Raw genomic sequence first — 20,148 nt, forward strand, 5'->3', positions numbered from 1 at the left:
CATGGCGGCGTCGTACAGATCCCTCGGGAGCATCGGGTACATCCTGCCGCCCCGCTGCAATGAGACCGTGGTCGAGGAGGCCCTCGCTATTCGTCCGCTGGGGCTTGCATGGTGTTTCGCAAGTCTTGGCATGCCTGATTTTGGCGAGCGACATTTCACCGACTCACTTGACCTTGTCGAGGAGGCGGCTGCCCAGCTGATCGAACGAGAGGTGGACGTCATCGTGTACAGCGGAATACCGCTCACCGCCAGCCAGAGCCCGGGCTTCCATGCGGAACTCGAAGACAGGCTCGCACGCAGATTTGGCACCGCGGTTCCCCTCGCCACCGACTCTAGTCTCGTTCTGCGCGCGATTGCGGCTCTCGGTATGAACAAGGTGACGCTCGTGACGCCGTACAATCGCGGCACAGTGGAGCGCGTGACCGAGATGCTGAATGCCGCCGGACTGGATGTTGTTGACGCCGTCGGGTGCGAATTGTCGCTCGCACAACTTCTCACTGAGCTTGATGATGACAGCGCCTATGACAGCGCCATCGAGAGCTTCGAGCGCGCGAGCGACACTGACGGTTTCTTTCTCTCATGCCCCCAGTGGCCGACGGCACGGAACATCGTGCGTATTGAGAACGCGACTGGGCGGCCCGTCGTTACCCAGCTGCAGGCGATTCTCTGGTGGGCACTGGGCATCATCGGCAGGGCCGACACGCCCCCACAGTTTCCCCTGGGGCAGCTCTTCGAGCTCGACTCGCGAACGAAAGGAAAGGTGATCGCGTGACCAATGTAGTTCAGACAGACCCGTCGAACGAGGTACCTCATCCGCCGCGCAAGTACGCGCGACTCCCTGAGAAGAGGCGAGTGTCGAGCTCGAAGGCAGTTGCTCGGCGTCGCGCGATTATTTCGTTCGTGTCGGTCTTCGTCATTTGGGAGTTGGCCGGACGCTTCCTCGTCACCAATCAACTGTTCTTCGCGCCGATCTCGGGGATCTTCGACGCCGGCGTGAAGATGGCGCAGACCGGTCAGCTTTGGCGCGACACTTCGGCGAGCCTCACCGAATCGCTGCTCGGCTTCGGGCTTGCGCTCGTCATCGGTATCTCGATCGGAGCGATCATCGCTGTCTCGCCGCGGGCACGAGACTATATCGAGCCTTGGGTCTCCGCGCTTTATTCGACCCCGATCATTGCCCTCGGACCACTGTTCGTGCTCTGGTTCGGCCTCGGAATGGAGTCGAAGGTTGCCGTGATCTTCCTCATGGCAATATTCCCAATTATCATCAACACCCAGGTAGGCCTCCAAAACACTGACCGAGACCTCATTGAAGCCATCCGTTCGTTCGGAGCAAACAAGTGGCAGGTGTTCGTCAAGGTGCGCTTGCCGTCAAGCCTTCCGTTCATCATGGCCGGAGCCCGCAACGGCGTCGCCCGTTCCCTCGTCGGCGTGGTAGTCGCCGAGATGTTCGGCGCCCGAGAGGGACTCGGCCACCTCATCTTCGTGTCATCTCAGAACTTCAACACCGCAAATCTCTTTGTCGGTGTGTTCGTCCTGGCAGGGATGGGAATCGTCGCAGTACAGGCCCTAGCTTGGGGAGAGAGCAAGCTCTCTCCGTGGCGTGTCGAAGAGGAGAAGAAGTGATCATCGAAGAGACAACTATCAAGCTTGATGTCGAGGGGCTCACCAAGAGTTTCACGAAGAACGGGGAGGAGCTCCTCGCCCTCTCGGATGTGTCCTGCGAGGTCAAGGACGGCGAGTTCATTTCAATCGTGGGAGCGTCGGGTTGTGGCAAGACGACCTTCTTGAGGATGATTAGCGGTCTCGTGGCGCCGTCCGGTGGCTCCATCAATCTCTCCGGTGTGCCCCTCGGAGGTCCAGGCCCGGATCGAGGTTTCGTGTTCCAGCATGATTCGCTCTTGCCATGGCGGAATGTCTTGGACAACGTGCTGATCGGGCCAGAGATTAATGGGCGGCGGGTCCAGGCCCGCGAGGCAGCACAGGCAAACATCAGACTCGTGGGGCTGGAGGGCTTCGAAAAACACTTTCCGCACGAACTCTCGGGCGGAATGCGGCAACGCGTAAATCTGGCGCGAGCGCTCACTCTCGACCCTGAGATCCTGCTAATGGACGAGCCTTTCGCGGCACTTGACTCACAGACCCGGGAGGTGATGCAGAGTGAGCTGCTGAATGTGTGGGAGCTTGCGAAGAAGACCGTGCTGTTCGTCACGCACCAGATCGACGAAGCGGTGTTTCTTTCCGACAGGGTCTTCGTATTCACGGTCAGACCGGGTCGTATGAAGGAGATCGTGGAGATCGACCTTCCACGGCCGCGAGACCTCAGTATCAAGCGCACTCCCGAGTTTGCCGCGCTGGTGGATCGGATCTGGTCACTCATCGAGCATGAGGTCCGTCAGAGCATCGATGACGAGATCGCCCAGTCTCTTCAAGAGGAAAAGTAGATCCGCCCGTGAGCCCCATATTCGGCTCAGCCGGCAGGATCGGGTACATCGCCCCATCAACCGCCGAACGGGTTGCCAAGGAGTTCTACGAATTAGTCCCGGAAGAGCTCGGCTTGCTCATCGCGACACTGCCGATTGTGAGGATCAGTGACAGTGACGTCCAGCATGCACTTGACCGGATCGAGAAGCGAGCCCGACAGCTCGTCGAGACCGGGGCTGAGGCAGTGTTCTCAGCGGGAATCCCATTGGCCCTCGCGGGTGGTGGCGAGGGGTTCGACACTCAGTTGCGTGAACGACTTTCGGCCGCGACAGGTGTACCGTGCGCCACGGACTTCGGTGCTGCGCTGGCGGCCATCAGGAGCATCGGAGCTCAGAAGATCGCCCTAGTAACTCCCTTCACTGTGGAATACACGACGCGGATCTCCACTGCCCTTTGGGAATCGGAGATCGAGGTCGTGGCGGAGAGGGGATTCGGGTATGACACCCAGAAGGGCTACGGCATGCTTTCTACGAGCATGATCGACGACGCCGTCCGTAGCGTAGCTGGTAAGGCATCGAATATCGAAGCAGTGTACGTACCCTGCGGGCGCATCGGCAGCGTTCGCGGTCTTAAAGATCTCGAAGCCGAGCTAGGAATCCCGGTGATCACGGCCAATCAGATCCTGATCTGGTGGAGCCTCAATATCACGGGGCTCGCGCCCACATCTGACACAGGCGGCGCGCTACTGAACGGTTTGTCCGAAGGGTCTAAGTCACCCATTGAGTTCTCCGATCCTCGGAGAATGGCACCAACGAGGAGGTTAACGTGTTGAGAAATAAAATCGCACCAATTCTTGCGATCGGCGCAGCAATGACGCTCGCCGCATGCTCCACAGGAAGCGGAACGGGAGCAGATCCTGATTCGACCGCAAAAGAACTAACGCCCGAGAGAATCAGCATCGTAATTCCCGCCGAGTCCGCTCTCTTCTGGGACATCTATGTTGCGGAAGCCGAGGGCTTCTTCGACGAGTTCGCCGTCGAGGCCGAGATCACGCTGACGCCGGGCCCCGCGGCGACTCTAGCGGCGCTCGTGGGTGGTGCGGCCGACGTGGGTACGCCGTTCGCAGAACAGGGTCTCGCCGCGATTGAGAAGGGTGCCCCCCTTTCGATCTTTGCAGGGCAATCCAACACGATCCTGGTGAGCATCGTCGGGTCCCCCGGATTCGAGGATGCGGATTCACTCCGCGGACAGAAGGTCGCCTCGAGCAATGTCGATGACACGGCCACCATCCTCCTCGAGGAGTGGCTGGAGGACGAGGGAGCAGACCCGGACGACATCGACAAGATCATCGTCGGCTCGAGTGGGCAGCGGTATCAAGCCCTCCAGTCCGGTGCTGTCGTCGCGGCGACGCTGACCGCGCCAACCGACCAGCTTGCCATTCGAAGTGGGTTTCCCCTCATCGAGGAGATCTCGCTGCCAGGCGTGCTCACGGCACACTTCGGCACCGATTCGTTCCTAGAGAATCGCCCGCACGCCGCGGTGAGGTACACCAAGGCGATCCAGAAGGCAGTGGATTGGCTCCTAGACCCCGCGAACAAAGAGCGAGCGATCGAAATCCTCGTCGAGCGGGCAGAAGTCGATCAGGTAGATGCTGAGATGACGTACGACCTCTACCTGAGCGAAGACGTTTTCATCGCGGGCTCACCGATCGAGCTCGAGCTCGTCGGGACCGCGCTCGGATACCTCGAAAAGACGAACCGCGTGGAGGGAAGCCCCGATCCGGCAGACTATGTCACCGCCGAGATCCTCACAGGCGCGAACGAGTAGTCGCGGCAGGGGTGTGACGCTCGGCGATCATCACAGTACCCAGACAGTGCAGCAGACATCAGAGAAGAGAGTGTGCAATGACCGAACTCAACCGAATTGGTGTCCTCGGCCTTGGCCGCATGGGAAGTGTCATCGCGGGCCACCTCGTCACTGCGGGATTTCATGTGTTTGGATACGACCCGGCTGAAGTGTCACACCCCTTACCCGGAATCATCCGCTGCTCCTCGGAGGCCGAGGTGGCCGAATCTGCAGACGTGATCCTCGTGATTGTCGGCTTTGACGAGGAGGTGAAGAATATCCTATTCGAGGAGCGGTTCTTCGCCGCGCTGCGGAGCGGACATCTGATCGCCATATTGAGCACAGTGCAGCCGGCCACTCTGAACGACATCAGGGCGACCATTCCAGATCATGTGGGCATCGTCGACTCGCCGGTGTGCCGTGGTCAGGTAGCAGCCGAAGAGGGGCGGCTGCTCGCCCTGCTCGGAGGCGCCGACGGAGATCTCGAGCGGTTTACCCCGGTTGCCACCGCGTTCTGCTCTGACGTAATCCGAGTCGGTGGACTCGGCGCTGCACAGGTCACCAAAATGGCCAACAATGTGATGCTCTGGGCGGCATACTTCGGCGTGTTCGAATCTATGCGGCTTATGAACGCGGCCGGTGTCGACGTCGAGACGGCGCGAGAGGCCCTCCTCACGAGCAGCGCCCGGAGTTGGGCGCTCGAGATGTGGCCTGACGTGCGTCCCGTGTGGGCGCAGGATGACCTCGCCATCGCCAAGCAGGTCGCCGAGAACCTGCATGTGCCTGTACCAGTCCTCGAATCAGTCGCTGATGCGTTCGACATATGGCAGAAGCCCGAGGAGCATTTCCTCCGCGAGGTCGCCGAGGAACGATTGCCGGGCTGACTTGAGAGCATGCCGCAGGTGTTAGCGGGAGGTTTCGGGCTATTCAGATTTGGTCTTTTTGAGGTTTGCTCGATATAGATGTTGATCTGGGTTTTTTCGGCGTGTCGGCGGTGTTTTTGGTCTAAAATAGGGTATGACCTAAAGTATGGCTAGTTTGTATAAATAGACGATCAACGGGAAACCGTATTACTACCTGCGCGAGATGGCCCGAGTGGACGGCAAGCCGAAGATGGTCGGCGAGGTGTATTTGGGTTCAGCGGCCGAGATCGGCAAGCTGCACAAGTCGCGTGAAGCGGAGACGATGCCCGCGCAGACTCGTCATCTGGGGTTCGGTGATACTGCGGCGGTCTGGGGCGTGCTGGACCGCCTCGACGTGATCGGCGTGATCGATGCTGTCGTCGGTCCCCGCCGCAGCGACGCGGGCGCGTCGGTGGGCACGTATCTGGCGTTGGCCGCGTTGAACCGGGTCGTCTCTCCCACCTCGAAACTTGGATTTGCGCCGTGGTGGAAAACGACCGCTTCCGAGCGCTTCACCCGCATCAAACCGGGGGTGCTGGATCACCGCCGGTTCTGGGACGCGATGCACAAGATCACCGTGGAGCAGCTGGCCGAGATTGAACAGCGCCTGGCGGTGGCGATGATCGATACGTTCCGGTTGGACATGTCAGCGTTGGCGCTGGACATGACGAACTTTGCTACCTATATCGATTCTGGCAACGACAAGGCCCCCATCGCCCAGCGCGGGAAAGCCAAGCAGAAACGCACCGACCTGCGCCTGGTGGGCCTGGGCTTGGTCGTCACGCGTGACGGCGGTGTTCCCTTGGTGTCCCACGCTTATCCGGGGAACAAGCCCGACGTCACCCAATTCCCCGCCATGATAGACCTCCTCCACGCCCGCCACACCGCCCTGGTCACAGAAGCTGGGCTCAGGGCTCCGTCGACGATGACGGTCATTTTTGATGCCGGGCAAAACTCGGTATCCAACTTCACCCACCTCACCGACACGGGGCTGTCTTTCGTGGGGTCGGTCCCGCCGTCGTACTGCACTGACCTCCTCGCTCTCCCCGCCACAGACCTCACCATCGTGGACCAGGCTCGGTTCGGTGGGCTCAGCGCGGTGGAAACCCGCCGAATCATTTACGGCATCGAGCGCCGCGTGATCCTGACGCATTCCCCCACCCTGCACGACAAACAAGCGATCGGTTTCGTCCAGACCCTCACCAAAGCCCAGGGTCAACTCGCCGAGCTCGCAGCGACGCTAGCCCGCGGTAAAACGCGTCGCCCGACCGAGAAAGTCACCGAGGAAATCCGCTCAATCATCCACGACCCGTGGGTTCGCCGCGTCCTGACCTGGGACCTCACCGGCAGCACCCCCGCCGAGCACCGCCTCACCGTCACGATCAACGACGACGCCCGCGCCGCTCTGGAGGCCGAGGTGTTTGGCAAACGGATCCTGGTCACCGATCACGACGACTGGCCCATCACCGACGTCGTGGCCGCCTACCGGTCCCAATCCGACGTTGAGTTCAGCTTCCGACAGCTCAAAGACCCCACCGTGGTGTCATTTTCCCCCATGAATCACTGGACCGAGCACAACATCCGCGTCCACACGTTCACCTGTGTCCTGGCATTGCAGATCGCGCACCTCATGCGCCGCGAAGCCGAACACGCCGGCCTCCACCTCTCCGTGGCGGACTTCCTCGGTCAGCTCGCTGGCATCCAGGAAACCGTCCTCATCTACCCCTCCACCGGTGGCCGCCCCAAAGCCCGTCGCATGCTCACCGAAACCACCCCCGCCCAAGACCAACTCGCCGAAATCTTCGGCCTGAGCACATGGGCACCAAAACAAACTTAGGTCATACAAAAACAGACACCAAAAACAACTTCTGACCAGCACATCTAGCAGTCCGGCCACAGCTAACTAGGAAAGTCCTGCGGAGAGCTGGAGCCCCACATGGCGAAGCTGGGCAAGCTGGTACTGCCAGACGAAGGTGTCATTGAAGGTACCGCCTAGGTCAGGCATCAGCTCCTGGTCCTCCACTGGCACCTCGTACGACACCGTGCCGAGTCCGCTCGCTCGAACCAGCAACTTCGCAAGCATCTCGATATTCAACGCCCGCACGACTGCCTCCTGCACCGTCGAGCCGACAGTGACGATGCCGTGACCGCGCAGAATGAGCGCGGGCGCATCTCCTAGGGCGGCGGCCAGCTCTTGCCCAAGTTCTGCACTGTTAACGAGTACGCTGCGGCCATACACGGGGATACTGTCGGCGGCCATCCGCATCGCAGGAATGTTGAAGGCACCGACGACCGGACGAATCACGATGTTGGCGAGATCTGCCGCGACGAGGTACGGGGCATGCACGTGGACAACGGAGTTGACGTCTGGCCGGGATCGGAGCACCTCCGAGTGAATCGGCAACTCATTGGGAGCGCTGTAAGCAGGGTCCAAGGGCGCGGACGAAATCTCGTGGATGTCCTTCTCGGTGGTGAACAGGAGCCCCGACTCAGAGCTGCCGCGACAGCGGACGGCGAGCCCTTCGCTCGTGCGCAGGCTTACGTGACCGAGGATGTCTTCGGCCAAGCCGGCGTGCGCGAGAATTCGGCAGGCCTCAGCAAGAAGTCGCCGCTGGGAATCGTCAAGGCCCATCACCGTGCTCCGTCTTTCAAAGTGAGCTCTTCGAGCAGGGCAGAGGCCTCGGGGTACGGGCGGGTTTGGTAATCTCGCTCGACGGCCGCCGTAAAGAACGCCGCCGTTGCCGACAATGTGGAGCTCGTCATGCCAACCTCGTCAGCGAGCGCAAGCGCCATGTCGAGATCCTTCTTGATGGTGGTCGACGGCGCGCGCTTTGCCATTGCGCGAGTATTCGACTCATAGAACTCGATGGCGCCCTGCTGGCCGCCTTCGACTCCGGTCGAATGCCGAAGTACCTCGATGACGGTCGGCATATCCAGGTTCAGTTTGGATGCAAGCAGCAGGGCCTCGGAGACCGCCAGGTGCGTTGCATACTTAACGTGCTGGTGAATGAGCTTGACGGCGAACCCCTCGCCAAGTCGACCCGCGTAAACAACACGCTTGGCGATGTCCTCGACTACGGCTTCCGCCTCGCCGAGCACGCCTGCGGCACCGCCGACCATCACGGTGAGTTGGGGGGCTTTCCCCGACACGGGCGCGTCGATATACCGCACGCCCCTGCTGAGCGCAGCGACGCGCTCCGCGACCTCCGCGGCAAGCGTCGGGTCTCCGGTTGTCATGTCGATGATCAGGGCATCATCCTTGATGCCTGCGAGCACACCGTCCGGCTCCGCGTAGAGCACTTCGCGCACCGCCGCCGCGTGCGGCAACGCGAGGAAAATGACCTCGCATTGGCTCGCGAGTTGGCGGGGACTCACAGAGGGAGAGGCGCCGATCATGGCGGTGGTGGCGACACGATCCATGTGGCGGTCCCATACGGCGAGCGCGTGCTCTGCAGCGATGAGTGACTCGCTGAGGGCCTTGCCCATGCCACCGAGCCCGACAACCCCCACATAATTAATAGTCATGATTTCCTTCCAACGTCGTTGCAATCCCACTCTACAGAAATCTTTTCCGTGCAGCAACAATTTTGGAGATGTGCGGCCTGGGGGTTCCGCTTGACAGTCGTTTCTCGCAATGCGTAGTATCCGTACAGAAGATTCATATTCTGCAAGATGACCGGATATGCCCGGTCTTACCACTACTGAACTGGCGAAGAAGCCGGAGAGGAGCTCTTTGTGCTCGATGCGATAGGAGCGGGTCTAGCGCAAGCGGTAACCCCGATGTCGCTGCTCATGCTGCTGATCGGTGTGGTGATCGGCTTCTTTGTCGGCATCCTCCCTGGTCTCGGCGGCGCGGTAACCTTGGCGCTGTTGATCCCCGTCACCTACGGGATGGACCCCGTTCCGGCATTCTCGCTCCTGCTCGGCATGTACGTCGTCTGCGCTATCGCGGGGGACTTCACCTCAATTCTGTTCGGCATTCCCGGCGAGCCAACGTCCGCGGCGATGGTGCTCGACGGTTATCCGATGAATAAGAAGGGGCAAGCCGGGCGGGCGCTCGGCGCCTCCCTCTCAAGCTCGGCAGTCGGGGCAATCTTTGGAGCCCTCGTTCTCATGGCGCTTATTCCCGTCATGCGCCCGCTCATGCTGGGCATCAGTGCCCCTGAGTTGTTCGCGGCTGGCCTCCTCGGCCTGACCTTCATCGCTGCCCTTTCCGCCGGGAGTATTCACAAGGGCGTGATCATGGCGGCTGTCGGCGTTCTGATTGCCCTCGTCGGAATCGATCCGAACCTAGGCATCCCACGGTATACATTTGACAATCTGCATCTCTGGGAGGGCATCGGCATCGTCCCTGTCGTTGTCGGGCTCCTCGGTGGTGCCGAGGTGCTCCAGACCATGCTTGAAAAGGGCAGCGGTCCAAAGCAGACGGCGCCACCGCACCTGGGTGGAATCATGGTGGGTGTCAAAGACAGTTTCCGCAACTGGTGGCTGATGCTGCGCACTTCCGCTATTGGTGCTGGTCTCGGAATTCTTCCAGGGCTCGGGGGGTCGGTGTCGCAGTTTGTCGCCTACGGCCACGCAAAGCAGACTTCGAAGCACCCTGAAGAATTCGGCAACGGCTCGATAGAAGGTGTTATCGCGGCAGGTTCAACCACCGCAGCAAAAGACGGCGGCGCGCTGGTTCCGACGATCGCGTTCGGTATTCCCGGCAGCGCGAGCATGGCCGTGTTGCTCGGAGCGTTCTTGATCCTCGGGCTCAATCCCGGCCCAGAGATGTTGACCGAGCAACTCGATGTGACGCTCTCGCTGGTATGGATCATCGTGCTCAGCACCCTCGTCGCCGTCGTGTTGGGAGCTCTCCTCATCCGGCCGCTCGCCAAGCTGACCTCGGTCTCTGGCAAACTCCTGGTGCCGTTCCTGATCGCCATGCTCACGATCGGCGCCTTCTCCTACAAGAACGCCGGCGAGGACATCTGGGTGATGTTGGCGTTCCTCGCAATCGGTGTGGTGGCGGCGCGTTTCAAATGGCCGCGGATTCCTCTTCTCCTCGGGCTTGTTCTCGGTGAGCTGCTCGAGCGCTACTTCATGGTCAGCTACGCACTCTTCGAATGGGATTGGCTCTCGCGTCCCGGTGTGGTGCTTGTCGAGGTTGCAATCGGCGCGATGATCCTACTGACGGCCATCCGCGTCGCGCGGAAGAAGCGCCCAGCGCGTAAGGTCGGTCAACTTACTGGAGGTTTGGTATGAGCACGGAAGTGATCTCAGCGATTCGCGCCGCCCCCGGGCGCTGGGCGCGGGTGAATAAGTCTGATCTGATTATTACGGCGCTTCTCCTCGTCGTGTTCCTTGCGGCCATGACGATGGCCACCGAATGGAAGCCGCTTGCCGCATACTTTCCACTTGGAGTGAGTGCGCTTGGGGCTGCTGCCTCGGCCACCTTCCTCGTGCGGGTCCTCTTCTTTCCGCGATCGGCTGAAGCACCGAAGACGAATATTCCCGAGGAAGCCCGCTCGATGGCGGACCAAGAGTATGAATTCTTCCGCAGCCTCACGACCCGAGACTGGATCGTTGCCGTAGCCTGGCTCGGCGGCTTCTACGTCGCCCTTGCCGTTGCGGGGATCTACGTCGCTATGGCTGTCTTTACCGTGGCGTACCTGAAGCTTCAGGCGTCGCGCTCTTGGTTCTTTGCTATCGTCTATGCCGCGCTCCTGGCGGGCATCACTTTCCTAATTTTCTCGACGTTGCTGAAGCTCCCGCTCCCCGGCGGCTTGCTCGGCCTCACCTAGCTCCGACGGAGGACCCGCGGTCGTAGGCGACCGCGGGGAGACAAACGAAAGGTAACACATGCAAAAAGTTGGAATGGGTATCGCGGCACTGATCACGGTGGCAGTGCTCGCCGGATGTTCCTCGAATGCTGCGTCGGGCGATACCCCCGACGCTGAGACCTCGCTCGAGGGTCAGACAATCACCCTTGTAGTCCCCTTCGATCCGGGCGGCGGTTACGACGCGTATGCGCGGATGCTCGCTCCCCTGCTTGGCGAGGAGCTCGGGGCGACGGTAATTGTTGAAAACAGGCCAGGCGCCGGCGGCATCCTCGCGACGAACGAGGTCGTCAACTCGAAGCCGGATGGTCGCACCATTGCACTTCTCAACGGACCCGGTCACCTCGGATCTGCAATTGCGGAGGCCGACGGCGTTCTCTACGACGCTGAGAAGATGAGTTACATCGGCCAGATCAGCTCCGAGCCGGACGTCGTCGTAACAAACGGCGGCGGCGAGATCGAGTCCGCCGATGATATGGCGGGCAAGCGCTTTGCGGCGACCGGACCGGGGTCGAACGAGTACATCGACGCCGTGGTGCTGAACGAGCTGCTCGGTCTCGACAGCGAGGTGATTACCGGGTTCGCGTCGAGTAACGAGGCCAGCCTGAACGTGGTCCAGAAGAACGTCGACCTGCACTCAAGGTCACTGGGCAGCCAGTTGCCGGGTATCAAAGCAGGCGACCTCGTTCCCGTTCTGGTGATCGGTACGAACTCCGGTGAATCAGAAATCGCGAACGTGCCGAATCTGCTGGATGTGGTCCCGTCGAGCTCGAAGGAGCTCGCGATCCTGCACTCCGCGCTCGTCTCGAGCGGGCGAATCATTGCAGCGCCCCCAGGCATGGACGAGGGCATGCTCAATCTGCTGCGTGACGCCTTTGAGGCGGCAGTGACAGACGAGGCGTTCCAGAAGTCCGCGGCCGAGTCTGGCCGCCCGATCAGCTTCATGGGCGGTGCAGACATGCAGAAGCTTGTCAGCGGCGTCATGGGATCCCCTAAAGCGTACGTTGAGCTCATCAAGAAGGCTTATTCGGGATAAGCGACACGCTGCGCCAAGGAGGGGTACCGGGTATTCGGTGCCCCTCCTTGTCTGTCGACGTGTAAGCGCGCGCTGCAATCAGGCGCGCTTGGCCTCGCTCTGGTCGAGCTGGGATTCGAGTGCACGGTACAAGGTCTTCGCCGTTCGCGAGAATCGGTCGAGCACTAGCGGTAGAGGCAACCCAGACTGGCTGCGCACATTCTCCGAATCGGGGTGCCACCCGCCGCTTCCTGTCGGAGCGGCGTAGTTGATTACGCCTTGAACCAGCGAGGCGTCGCCACGAATAGCTAGGCCCCAGTGTCCGACCGTGCCGAGGGGCGTGCGGAGCGAGCCGTCGTCGCTGGCGCTCGCCTGTAGGCCAATGAGACGTAGCGCTGTGAGCGGCCATTCGCAGATGAGGTCCGGGATGCTGTCGTAGTTGAACCCGTGGTCAGACACGATCGACCACAGGATGGTTTCCTTCTCCGCAACCGTCCATTCGGCTCCTGGCGTGAGCCTGTGGGCGAGCACGTCGCCACCAGGTGGTTCAGAGACGCGGGCACCGGGGCGCACGATGCCTGATTCGGTACTCTGCCAGAGCCTTAGGGTTGACTGCCGAACGCCCCGAGAAACGCCCTCTAGCAGCTCTATGTCTTGGGCGAGGCCCGCAGCGGTTGCGGAGGGGGCTTGGTCCCACATGAACTCCCAGCGATTCGAAAGTGCGCCTCCAATTGTGCCCATCGCAAATTCCTTCCCTGTGCTCCTCGTTCGAACCGTCCATTCGACAATACGCCGGATCTACGCAAATGGCCCTACCATTAGTTCTATTCGATAGGGGGAGCACGGATGGCACGAATTCCGGTCGCAGAGCATGCTGACGGCTGGCGCAGCGACACCCTTGCCGTGCAAATCGCGAACTTCGCATTCTCTGTGGCGCAGGCAATGACCGCCGTTATCGTTCCGCTGCTCGCAATCACTGCGGGGCACGGAATCGAAATCATCGGAGTCATCGTGGCCGTGTCCGCAATCTCCCAGACAGCAGCCCGTCTCGGGCTTGGCCGTCTTATGACGCTCCTGCCCACGCGCATCTTTGTGGTGATGGCGACCATCCTGCTCGCAGCGTCCTGCATCCTGCTCGCAAGCAGTGACGCGTTGTGGGCGTTCATCGTCTCCCAACTCCTTCAAGGGGCCGCGCGAGCCTACTTCTGGACCGGAAGCCAGACGCACGTGGTGCGAACGGCCGACTCGGCCGTCTCGGCGCTCGCGCGTCTCAACGTGGTTCAGGGAGTCGGGCAACTCGTCGGCCCGGCCTTGGCCGGACTCATTGGCGTTTGGTCGCTAGAAGTCGCGCTACTCGCAGCTGGCGGGCTCGCGGCATTCGCCACGGTCCCGGCCTGTTTCTTAACCCGATTCGACCCGTTCGCGCCAGCAAAACGGCCTGGGCGGCGTCGAGAAAACAGGATCTGGCTTCGCCCTGGAGTCGGTGCCGCTGCCAATATGACCGCTTGCGCGGGTGCCTGGCGAGGCATTCTGAACTCCTATCTCCCGGTCATCCTGACCGCCGCAGGCCACTCGGTCGCATCCGTCGGAGCCCTCGTGACGGTGGCAAATCTGGCGGCCCTTGGTGGCAGCGCAGCATCAGCGCGAGTAATGGCGCTCGGGCAACGTGCAGTCAGCGGTATCACGATTCTTGCAGCTGGGCTCGGGCTGGCGACGGCTGCCTTCTTTCCGGCGACGCTGGCTGTCGTTATCTGCGGGCTCGTAATCTCCGGTGCCGGAGCAGGTATTCTGCAGACTGTCGGCCCGGCGCTCGCCGCAGACTCCGTTGGCGCGGAGGAGCGCGGGTCCGCCATTGCAGCCATCGGAGCCTTCCGCTCAGTTGCGCTGCTCGCTTCGCCGCTTGCCGCCGCAGGGCTGGTGCTGCTGCTTCCGACCGCCGCGATCGCGACGGGGCTCGCGGGTATACTTGTTGCGGCGCCGGCAGCAGCGGTATTTCGTAGTGCAAACCGACCGGGCAAAAGGGAGTAACGGTGAAGACTCCGAGTGAAGCCGCATCGCCTCCGCCCGGGGCGAAACGGCTCGACGAACCGGTTGTCGACATCTTTGCTCCGGTTGAGGCGCAGCGCTCGTCGCAGCTTGTGGCAAATCGCCTTCGTGCTCTTATTCAGTCTGGCGCGATCGCTGTTGGTGAGCGCCTACCGGCCGAGCGTGACCTCTGCGGGCGGTTGGGGGTTAGCCGCGTGACTCTTCGAGAGGCGCTGCGCATGCTTGAAGCGAACGGCCTAATAGCAGTGAAGTTGGGCGTGCAAGGTGGAGCGGTCGTAACGGTTCCATCTGTCGACGTTGTTCAGTCGGGAATCAGCGATCTGCTGAGTCTTTCGGCCCTTACCGCGGCGGAGGTTACAGAAGCCCGCGCAATCATTGAGCTCGGGGCGCTGCCGCTCGTCTGCGAGCGGGCAACCGAGCAGGATCTCGTGGACCTGCGGGCAATGTGCGCTTACGAGCAGGAGGCGCGCGCACGGGGAAATTTCGACGCCCGCAGGTCGTTCGAATTCCACCTTCGCCTTTGCGCGGCCGCACAGAATCCAGCCGTCACGATGCTTCTAGCCTCCTTCGAGGTCCCGATCCTGCGTTCGCTGCACGCCGCAGCACATTCAGATGCGAGTGGGGTGGACGAGCATCTGCGCCTCCTCGATGCTGTGGCGCGTCGCGACGTCGTAGACGCGGAGGCTATTTTGCGCGAGCATCTTGGCCGCACCGCGGCGCGCGTCGCCTAGTTTCAGCCCCAATCCGACGGTGCCTTTCGGTACTTCAAAGCTCGACTGGACTCACACGCTAAATGGCATTACCATTAGAGCATTCCAGCTCAGCGTTGAGACAAATCACCCCTTGCCGCTGGAGGGTACGCGCACGGACTGAGGAGTAATCGATGAGGATTGAAGCAACACGGCACCTCTGCCAAAGCTATGGCAACTGCGTCGCCATTGACCCAGACCATCTCGACCTCGACGACGAGGGCCTCGTCATCGTGACGCGAGACACGGTCGAGGACGGCGAACTCGCCACCGTGCAGGCCGGAATCCGAAGCTGCCCTGTGAACGCGCTGCTCTTGGTTGACGCGCATGATTAGCCCGGCTGACGAGCTGCAGCGCGTGGTGGTCGTCGGAGGGTCAGTGGCGGGAGCGCGCACCTGCCAGGCGCTCCGGGAAGCCGGGTTCGCCGGGGAGCTGGTGGTTATCGAGCCGCAGCTCGGCGATGCGTACGATCGCCCGCCGCTGTCGAAGGCCTACCTCAAGGGCCAAACCACGCGCGATGGCATCCGGCTCATTCCGGGCGGCTGGGCGAGCGTCGGCGCTCAGGTTGTTCCCCTCGCCGCGGTTGCCCTAAACGCAAAGGCGCAATCGGTCACCGTCGCTGACGGCAGTGAGGTCGGTTATGACGGGCTCGTGATCGCGACTGGACTGAGCCCGAAGGCGCTCACCGACACCGACGGTCACGCGATCGGCCACGTGATTGGCAACATTGCTGATGCCGATAATCTTCGTCACGAGCTGGCATCCGGCGGTCATGTTGTCGTTGTCGGGAGCGGCTACGTCGCTGCCGAAGCGGCGTCCGTTGCTCGCGAGTTGGGCCTCGAAGTGACTGTCGTTCACCGCAGGACGCACCTTCTCGAAGGGGCGCTCGGGGCGGCTGTTGGTGCCCGGATCTCGCAGATGCACACCGAGAGCGGCATCGAGCTCCGCGGCAACTCGCGAATCAGCTCTATAGTCCGAGGCGCGCGCGGAGCGCAGCTCATACTCGACAGCGGGTATGAGCTCCATGCCGACATCTTGATAGCCGGCCTTGGGTCGAGCCCCAATACCGAATGGCTCACCGGATCCGGAGTTCGTCTCGACGACGGCGTGCTCACGGACGCCCGATGCCGAGTAGTGGGAGCACCACGCGTCTATGCACTTGGAGACGTCGCTCGGTTCTATGACGTCAACTCCGCCCAACCCCGCAGAGCGTGTCACTGGACTAACGCGGCAGATCAGGCGACAGTCGTGGCACACAACCTGCTCAGCCCCAAGGACCCGAAGGGGTACCGGGAGGCCCCGTACTTCTGGACGGATCAGCTGGGTCAGAAGATTCAGGTCGTCGGGCATCCCGACCCGAAAGCACATGTCGATCTGCTCACCCTCCCCGGCGCGGTCGAACGTCACGTCGCGATTTATACGCACGGCGACGACAACGACTGCGGGGCCGTAGCGACTTTCGGGTGGCCTAGAGGCATGGTCGCTGCGCGGCGCCTGATGCCCCTCGACCCGTCCACTGAAGAAATGATTGTCACCCTCGAAGACCTCGCAGCGGGCACACGCGCCGCTGCCTAAGAAGAACACTGACGCCGAATCTACTAGAAAGTGAGGGCCGAAGATGGCCGCTGCAAACCTTGGATCGACTTCTGATCCGCGACCGTCCGTGGAGGCTACCGCGGAACCTGTCGTCACCACGCTCGCCCGCGATCTGGTTGACGTCGACAACGGCGTGATCAGCCGCGAAGTGTTCATGAGCAATGAAATTTTCGACATGGAGATGCACAATCTCTTTCCGCGAGCCTGGCTTTTCGTGGGCCACGAGACTCAGGTCGCAGACCCGGGAGACTACTTCTCCTCGTGGATGGGCACCGACCCCGTCCTATTGACGCGCGATGTCGACGGCGAAATTTATGTGCTTCTGAACTCCTGTCGGCACCGCGGCATGAAGGTGTGCCGCTACGACGAGGGCAATACGACTCAGTTCACCTGCCCGTACCACGCATGGTCCTATTCGATGGACGGGAGCCTGGTCAACGTGCCGGGCGACCTCTTCGGCGTGCCCCATATGAAGGCTGCCTACAACGGAAAGCTCGACAAGCCCAACTGGGGCCTGGTGCGCTGCCCGAAGGTCTACAACTACAAGGGTCTGGTCTTCGCGAACTGGGACGAGAATGCCGAGGAGTTTCTCGACTACGCCGGCGACTTCCACTGGTGGCTCGACAACCTCGCGGATGCGTTCGATGGCACGCCTGGTGACACGGAGGTGTTCCACGGCGTACTTAAATGGCGCATCAAGTCGAATTGGAAGTTCGTGTCAGAGAACTTCTTGGGCGACACCTACCACGGTGCATCGACGCACGCCTCGGTCGAGGCAGTCGGCATCGGCCCAGGTGGCCGCGGCCAACGCCGCCACGGCGAGCGTCAGGATCAGGGCGGACACTCGATGGGACGTACGAAGACGTCGTTCCGAAACGGGCACGGTGCGAGCGACAACATCGCCTACGAAATCCCGTACCCGGAGTTCGTCGAGCCGGAGATGAACGAATATTTTGACAATGCGTGGGAGGTGCGCAAGGAGCGCCTCGATGCAGAGGGGCGGCGTTTGGGCGGACGCGGGCCGGCCACTCTCTTCCCGAACATGTCGTTTGCCGCGGGCTTTCCTCGCAGCATCCTGGTGGCTCACCCCATTAGCGCGACCGAAACCGAGGTCTGGCGGTGGTTCCTAGCCGATAAGCGCGCGCCACAGTATGTGAAGGAGTGGCTGCGCCAGTACTACATGCGTTACGCCGGACCGGGGGGGATGACCGAGCAGGATGACATGGAGAACTGGGACTATGCGACCCAGGCATCGAAGGGCGTCGTGGCACAGCGGTACCCGTACAACTACCAGCAGGGCCTCGGCACGGAGCAGCTTTCGGAGCTCGACCGCGCGGTCCATTCGAACCACGCGATCTCTGGTGAGGTGAACGCTCGGGCCTTCTACCGGCGCTGGGCAGAGTTCGTCGACAACCTCAGTTGGGAAGAGCTGACGGACCTCGCCCGATCCGACGACAGGATCGAAGCGATCATCCGGCGAGAGGATGCCGCAGCCGCAGCCGCAGCCGCAGCGAACGAAAGCGAGAGCGTGCGATGAACGAGCGTGACTACACGAAGGGGCCGGACCGTTGGTTCCTTTTGCAGGAGATCTCGGACTTCCTTTTTCACGAGGCAAACCTCCTGGACGAGCGTCGCTACGAGGAATGGCTCGATCTCCTCGCCGACGACTACCATTACAGCGTGCCCCTTCGCATGAACGTCGAGTTCGCCGATGCGGATACGCGCGGGGAGACAAAGGTCGGCTCTGAGGTCTGCTGGTTCGACGAACCCAAGTCGACGGTCGAGCTCCGAGTTCTGCAACTCGCAACCGGTGTGCACTGGGCGGAGGAGCCCGTGTCTCGGGTGTCCCACCTGGTCACCAATCTGCGGATTGAAGAGGTGACGATGCCGGAGGTAAAGCTCTCCAGCCGGTTCCTCGTGTACAGAAACCGGGTGGCCGACGAGACCGATTTCTATGTGGGGCGCCGCACGGATGTCGTGCGGCGAACTGACGATGGATGGCAGATCGTCAAGCGACACCTGCTGCTCGACCAGACGGTGTTGTTGGCGAAGAACCTGTCTGTATTCCTCTGAACCCAGAAGTATCGGACCCACCGCGGCTCCTGTGATCCGCGGTGGGGCACCCGGGAGCCACGCGGCGTCAGGAGTGTGGGCACCGTATGCTTACTGGGGAAGGGTGGCAATGATGGTCTTTGAGGAGCATGCTGACACGGTGGTGACACCAGTCGTGAACGCCGACAAGCAGCCGGCGTATCCGATTTCGTCGGTCGGGAACGCCCTGCGGTTGCTGCTGATGTTTCGGGATGAACCCCGGCTTCGTCTTTCTGACGTCGCGAAGTCTCTCGGTGTATCCACCTCAACTGCGCACCGGCTGCTCGCCATGCTTCAGTCGTATGACTTCGTCCGCCAGATCGAGGGCGATCGAACATACGTGGCTGGCCCGGTGTTCGTCGATCTTGGTCTGGCTGCTGTGCGCGGAATGGACATCAGAGTGCACGCGAGGCCGATCCTCGCCGACCTAGCGGTGTTGCTCAACGAGACGGTGCATCTCGCCCAACTCGAGGGTAAGAACGTGCGGTATCTCATTGGTGCCGAGGGCGCGAACGCGCTCCGGGTGACCGACCGTACCGGCCAGGTCACGCCGGCGCATACCAGCGCCACGGGGCGGGCCTTGCTCGCCGACCTTCCGGATGATCGACTCGAATTGATCCTCGCCGAGCTCGAGGCCGAAGGAGTCGATGTACCGGCGCTTCGCGATGAGCTTGAGGAAATTCGCCAGCGGGGCTACGCGCTCAACTTCCGGCCCGATGATGTCGCGTCGATGGCCACGACGGTCCGTGACCAGAACGACCAGACGGTTGCAGCGATCAATGCGGTCGGGCCAACTTCACGGATGTACCAACGTGACCAGGTGCACGTGGCGCGGCAGCTGCATGCGGCCGCGGCGAAACTCGAAGCGGTGTTGCGGACTGTGCCGCAGTCGTAGCCGCCGCACCTTCCCCATGCTGCGTGAGGCCGGCCGTCACGACGACCTGAGCTGCCGCGGATAACCCGGACAGTGTGCCCTCTTAAAATGAGGGTTCACTGAAAGTAGCGATCAGCATGACCGCAGCGCGTAGGCGTTTCACCCAGGCGTTCAAAGACGACCTGTGCCGTGAGGTGATTAACACCCCCAAACCGATCAAGGACGTCGCCACCGCATATGGTGTCGGACCCGAGACGCTCCGGAACTGGCTCAACAAATACCGCGAGGCCAACGGCGGCACCGAAGCGGACCTGACGGTCTCGGAACGGGCCCGTCTGAAGGAACTCGAGCGGGAAGTTCAAGAGCTGCGGGCGGAGACCGCGCTCATACGTTCGACGAGGAATAGCGCCCGGTTCGAGTAGCCTGGAGACCGATGTCAGGAAAGCAGACGAAGTCGACGACGCCCGAGGGCCACGCGGGGTCCGCGGGCGATGACCGGTCGGTCGCCGCGAAACTTTTCGCCATCCTCGATGCGTTCACCGCGCCATCCGTCGTGACGGCCCTCACATTGACGGCCATCTCTCATCGCGCTGGAGTGCCGCTGTCCACCACTCATCGGCTCGTCGCAGAATGGGTGAAGTGGGGCGGCTTAACTCGGCAGGACGACGGACGATATGAACCGTCCCTGATTTCCTGCCGCTTTCTTTCTGGTGAAAGGATTCGGTTATGCCCAAGAAACACCCAACAGAGGTTCGCGAACGAGCGGTCCGTATGACGCTTGATC

At 61.7% G+C, this 20,148-nt stretch carries 21 protein-coding genes and 2 pseudogenes; 20 read left to right on the top strand and 3 right to left on the bottom strand.

Features of this window, described 5'->3' with window-relative positions; translation table 11 throughout:
• The first annotated feature begins 1 nt into the window (after position 1).
• The 7 genes from E3O06_RS06665 (at position 2) to E3O06_RS06695 (ending at position 7,008) form a co-directional block, all read left to right on the top strand.
• Positions 2 to 772 (top strand): maleate cis-trans isomerase family protein, encoded by a 771-nt coding sequence (locus E3O06_RS06665; protein WP_134502207.1) that lies wholly within the window; start codon positions 2 to 4, stop codon positions 770 to 772.
• On the top strand, positions 769 to 1,626 hold the full coding sequence (locus E3O06_RS06670; protein ID WP_134502208.1) for an ABC transporter permease: 858 nt from the start codon (positions 769 to 771) through the stop codon (positions 1,624 to 1,626). Before E3O06_RS06665 ends, E3O06_RS06670 begins: the two co-directional genes overlap by 4 nt.
• Entirely contained in the window at positions 1,623 to 2,444 is an 822-nt protein-coding gene (locus E3O06_RS06675; RefSeq protein WP_241979941.1) for an ABC transporter ATP-binding protein, read from the top strand. The genes E3O06_RS06670 and E3O06_RS06675 overlap by 4 nt, the downstream gene beginning before the upstream one ends.
• A gap of 8 nt (positions 2,445 to 2,452) precedes the next feature.
• On the top strand, positions 2,453 to 3,256 hold the full coding sequence (locus E3O06_RS06680) for a maleate cis-trans isomerase family protein (protein ID WP_134502209.1): 804 nt from the start codon (positions 2,453 to 2,455) through the stop codon (positions 3,254 to 3,256).
• Positions 3,257 to 3,294: 38 nt separating this feature from the next.
• Complete coding sequence (locus E3O06_RS06685) at positions 3,295 to 4,251, top strand: ABC transporter substrate-binding protein (RefSeq protein ID WP_166788128.1); 957 nt, start codon at positions 3,295 to 3,297, stop codon at positions 4,249 to 4,251.
• A 77-nt stretch (positions 4,252 to 4,328) separates the two neighbouring features.
• Positions 4,329 to 5,153 (top strand): NAD(P)-dependent oxidoreductase, encoded by an 825-nt coding sequence (locus E3O06_RS06690; protein ID WP_134502211.1) that lies wholly within the window; start codon positions 4,329 to 4,331, stop codon positions 5,151 to 5,153.
• Positions 5,154 to 5,355: 202 nt separating this feature from the next.
• Complete coding sequence (locus E3O06_RS06695) at positions 5,356 to 7,008, top strand: IS1634 family transposase (protein ID WP_134502212.1); 1,653 nt, start codon at positions 5,356 to 5,358, stop codon at positions 7,006 to 7,008.
• Between the two features lie 66 nt (positions 7,009 to 7,074).
• Here the strand turns inward: E3O06_RS06695 and phtC are convergent, their stop codons facing one another.
• A complete protein-coding gene (gene phtC, locus E3O06_RS06700) occupies positions 7,075 to 7,803 on the bottom strand; it encodes a 3,4-dihydroxyphthalate decarboxylase (RefSeq protein WP_134502213.1) in 729 nt (242 codons plus the stop codon).
• Positions 7,803 to 8,696 (bottom strand): NAD(P)-dependent oxidoreductase, encoded by an 894-nt coding sequence (locus tag E3O06_RS06705; RefSeq protein WP_134502229.1) that lies wholly within the window; start codon positions 8,694 to 8,696, stop codon positions 7,803 to 7,805. Before E3O06_RS06705 ends, phtC begins: the two co-directional genes overlap by 1 nt.
• A gap of 210 nt (positions 8,697 to 8,906) precedes the next feature.
• On the opposite strand from E3O06_RS06705, the gene E3O06_RS06710 reads away from it, so the two are divergent.
• The 3 genes from E3O06_RS06710 to E3O06_RS06720 are packed head-to-tail and all read left to right on the top strand — an operon-like array spanning position 8,907 to position 12,029.
• Complete coding sequence (locus E3O06_RS06710) at positions 8,907 to 10,418, top strand: tripartite tricarboxylate transporter permease (RefSeq protein WP_134502214.1); 1,512 nt, start codon at positions 8,907 to 8,909, stop codon at positions 10,416 to 10,418.
• Complete coding sequence (locus tag E3O06_RS06715; RefSeq protein ID WP_134502215.1) at positions 10,415 to 10,957, top strand: tripartite tricarboxylate transporter TctB family protein; 543 nt, start codon at positions 10,415 to 10,417, stop codon at positions 10,955 to 10,957. The genes E3O06_RS06710 and E3O06_RS06715 overlap by 4 nt, the downstream gene beginning before the upstream one ends.
• 58 nt (positions 10,958 to 11,015) lie before the next feature.
• The gene (locus E3O06_RS06720; RefSeq protein ID WP_134502216.1) at positions 11,016 to 12,029 is read left to right on the top strand and encodes a Bug family tripartite tricarboxylate transporter substrate binding protein; all 1,014 of its coding nucleotides are present in this window, start codon (positions 11,016 to 11,018) and stop codon (positions 12,027 to 12,029) included.
• A gap of 78 nt (positions 12,030 to 12,107) precedes the next feature.
• Here E3O06_RS06720 and E3O06_RS06725 read toward each other — a convergent pair whose 3' ends face one another.
• On the bottom strand, positions 12,108 to 12,539 hold the full coding sequence (locus tag E3O06_RS06725) for a hypothetical protein (RefSeq protein ID WP_134502217.1): 432 nt from the start codon (positions 12,537 to 12,539) through the stop codon (positions 12,108 to 12,110).
• Positions 12,540 to 12,854: 315 nt separating this feature from the next.
• Between E3O06_RS06725 and E3O06_RS06730 the strand changes: the two genes are divergently transcribed.
• The 10 genes and pseudogenes from E3O06_RS06730 to E3O06_RS06770 all read left to right on the top strand — a co-directional run bounded on the left by E3O06_RS06730 (position 12,855) and on the right by E3O06_RS06770 (position 20,139).
• Positions 12,855 to 14,036 (top strand): MFS transporter, encoded by a 1,182-nt coding sequence (locus tag E3O06_RS06730; RefSeq protein WP_134502218.1) that lies wholly within the window; start codon positions 12,855 to 12,857, stop codon positions 14,034 to 14,036.
• A gap of 110 nt (positions 14,037 to 14,146) precedes the next feature.
• Positions 14,147 to 14,251 (top strand): annotated as a pseudogene (locus E3O06_RS18380) (GntR family transcriptional regulator); the annotation flags it as partial.
• Positions 14,252 to 14,272: 21 nt separating this feature from the next.
• On the top strand, positions 14,273 to 14,785 hold the full coding sequence (locus tag E3O06_RS06735; RefSeq protein ID WP_241979945.1) for a FadR/GntR family transcriptional regulator: 513 nt from the start codon (positions 14,273 to 14,275) through the stop codon (positions 14,783 to 14,785).
• Between the two features lie 152 nt (positions 14,786 to 14,937).
• Positions 14,938 to 15,138: a ferredoxin gene (locus E3O06_RS06740; protein ID WP_134502220.1), complete on the top strand. Its 201-nt coding sequence runs from the start codon at positions 14,938 to 14,940 to the stop codon at positions 15,136 to 15,138.
• On the top strand, positions 15,131 to 16,378 hold the full coding sequence (locus E3O06_RS06745; RefSeq protein WP_134502221.1) for an NAD(P)/FAD-dependent oxidoreductase: 1,248 nt from the start codon (positions 15,131 to 15,133) through the stop codon (positions 16,376 to 16,378). The genes E3O06_RS06740 and E3O06_RS06745 overlap by 8 nt, the downstream gene beginning before the upstream one ends.
• A 43-nt stretch (positions 16,379 to 16,421) precedes the next feature.
• On the top strand, positions 16,422 to 17,936 hold the full coding sequence (locus E3O06_RS06750; RefSeq protein WP_134502222.1) for an aromatic ring-hydroxylating oxygenase subunit alpha: 1,515 nt from the start codon (positions 16,422 to 16,424) through the stop codon (positions 17,934 to 17,936).
• Positions 17,933 to 18,472 carry a 3-phenylpropionate/cinnamic acid dioxygenase subunit beta gene (locus E3O06_RS06755; RefSeq protein ID WP_134502223.1) on the top strand — a complete coding sequence of 180 codons (540 nt, stop codon included), beginning with the start codon at positions 17,933 to 17,935 and terminating at the stop codon, positions 18,470 to 18,472. Before E3O06_RS06750 ends, E3O06_RS06755 begins: the two co-directional genes overlap by 4 nt.
• Before the next feature lie 109 nt (positions 18,473 to 18,581).
• A complete protein-coding gene (locus E3O06_RS06760) occupies positions 18,582 to 19,385 on the top strand; it encodes an IclR family transcriptional regulator (RefSeq protein ID WP_166788129.1) in 804 nt (267 codons plus the stop codon).
• A 116-nt stretch (positions 19,386 to 19,501) separates the two neighbouring features.
• Positions 19,502 to 19,762 (top strand): annotated as a pseudogene (locus tag E3O06_RS06765) (transposase); the annotation flags it as partial.
• Positions 19,763 to 19,797: 35 nt separating this feature from the next.
• Entirely contained in the window at positions 19,798 to 20,139 is a 342-nt protein-coding gene (locus tag E3O06_RS06770) for a helix-turn-helix domain-containing protein (RefSeq protein WP_134502226.1), read from the top strand.
• Positions 20,140 to 20,148 lie beyond the last annotated feature (9 nt).

The organism is Cryobacterium glaciale (genome assembly GCF_004402535.1).
Lineage (GTDB): Bacteria > Actinomycetota > Actinomycetes > Actinomycetales > Microbacteriaceae > Cryobacterium > Cryobacterium glaciale.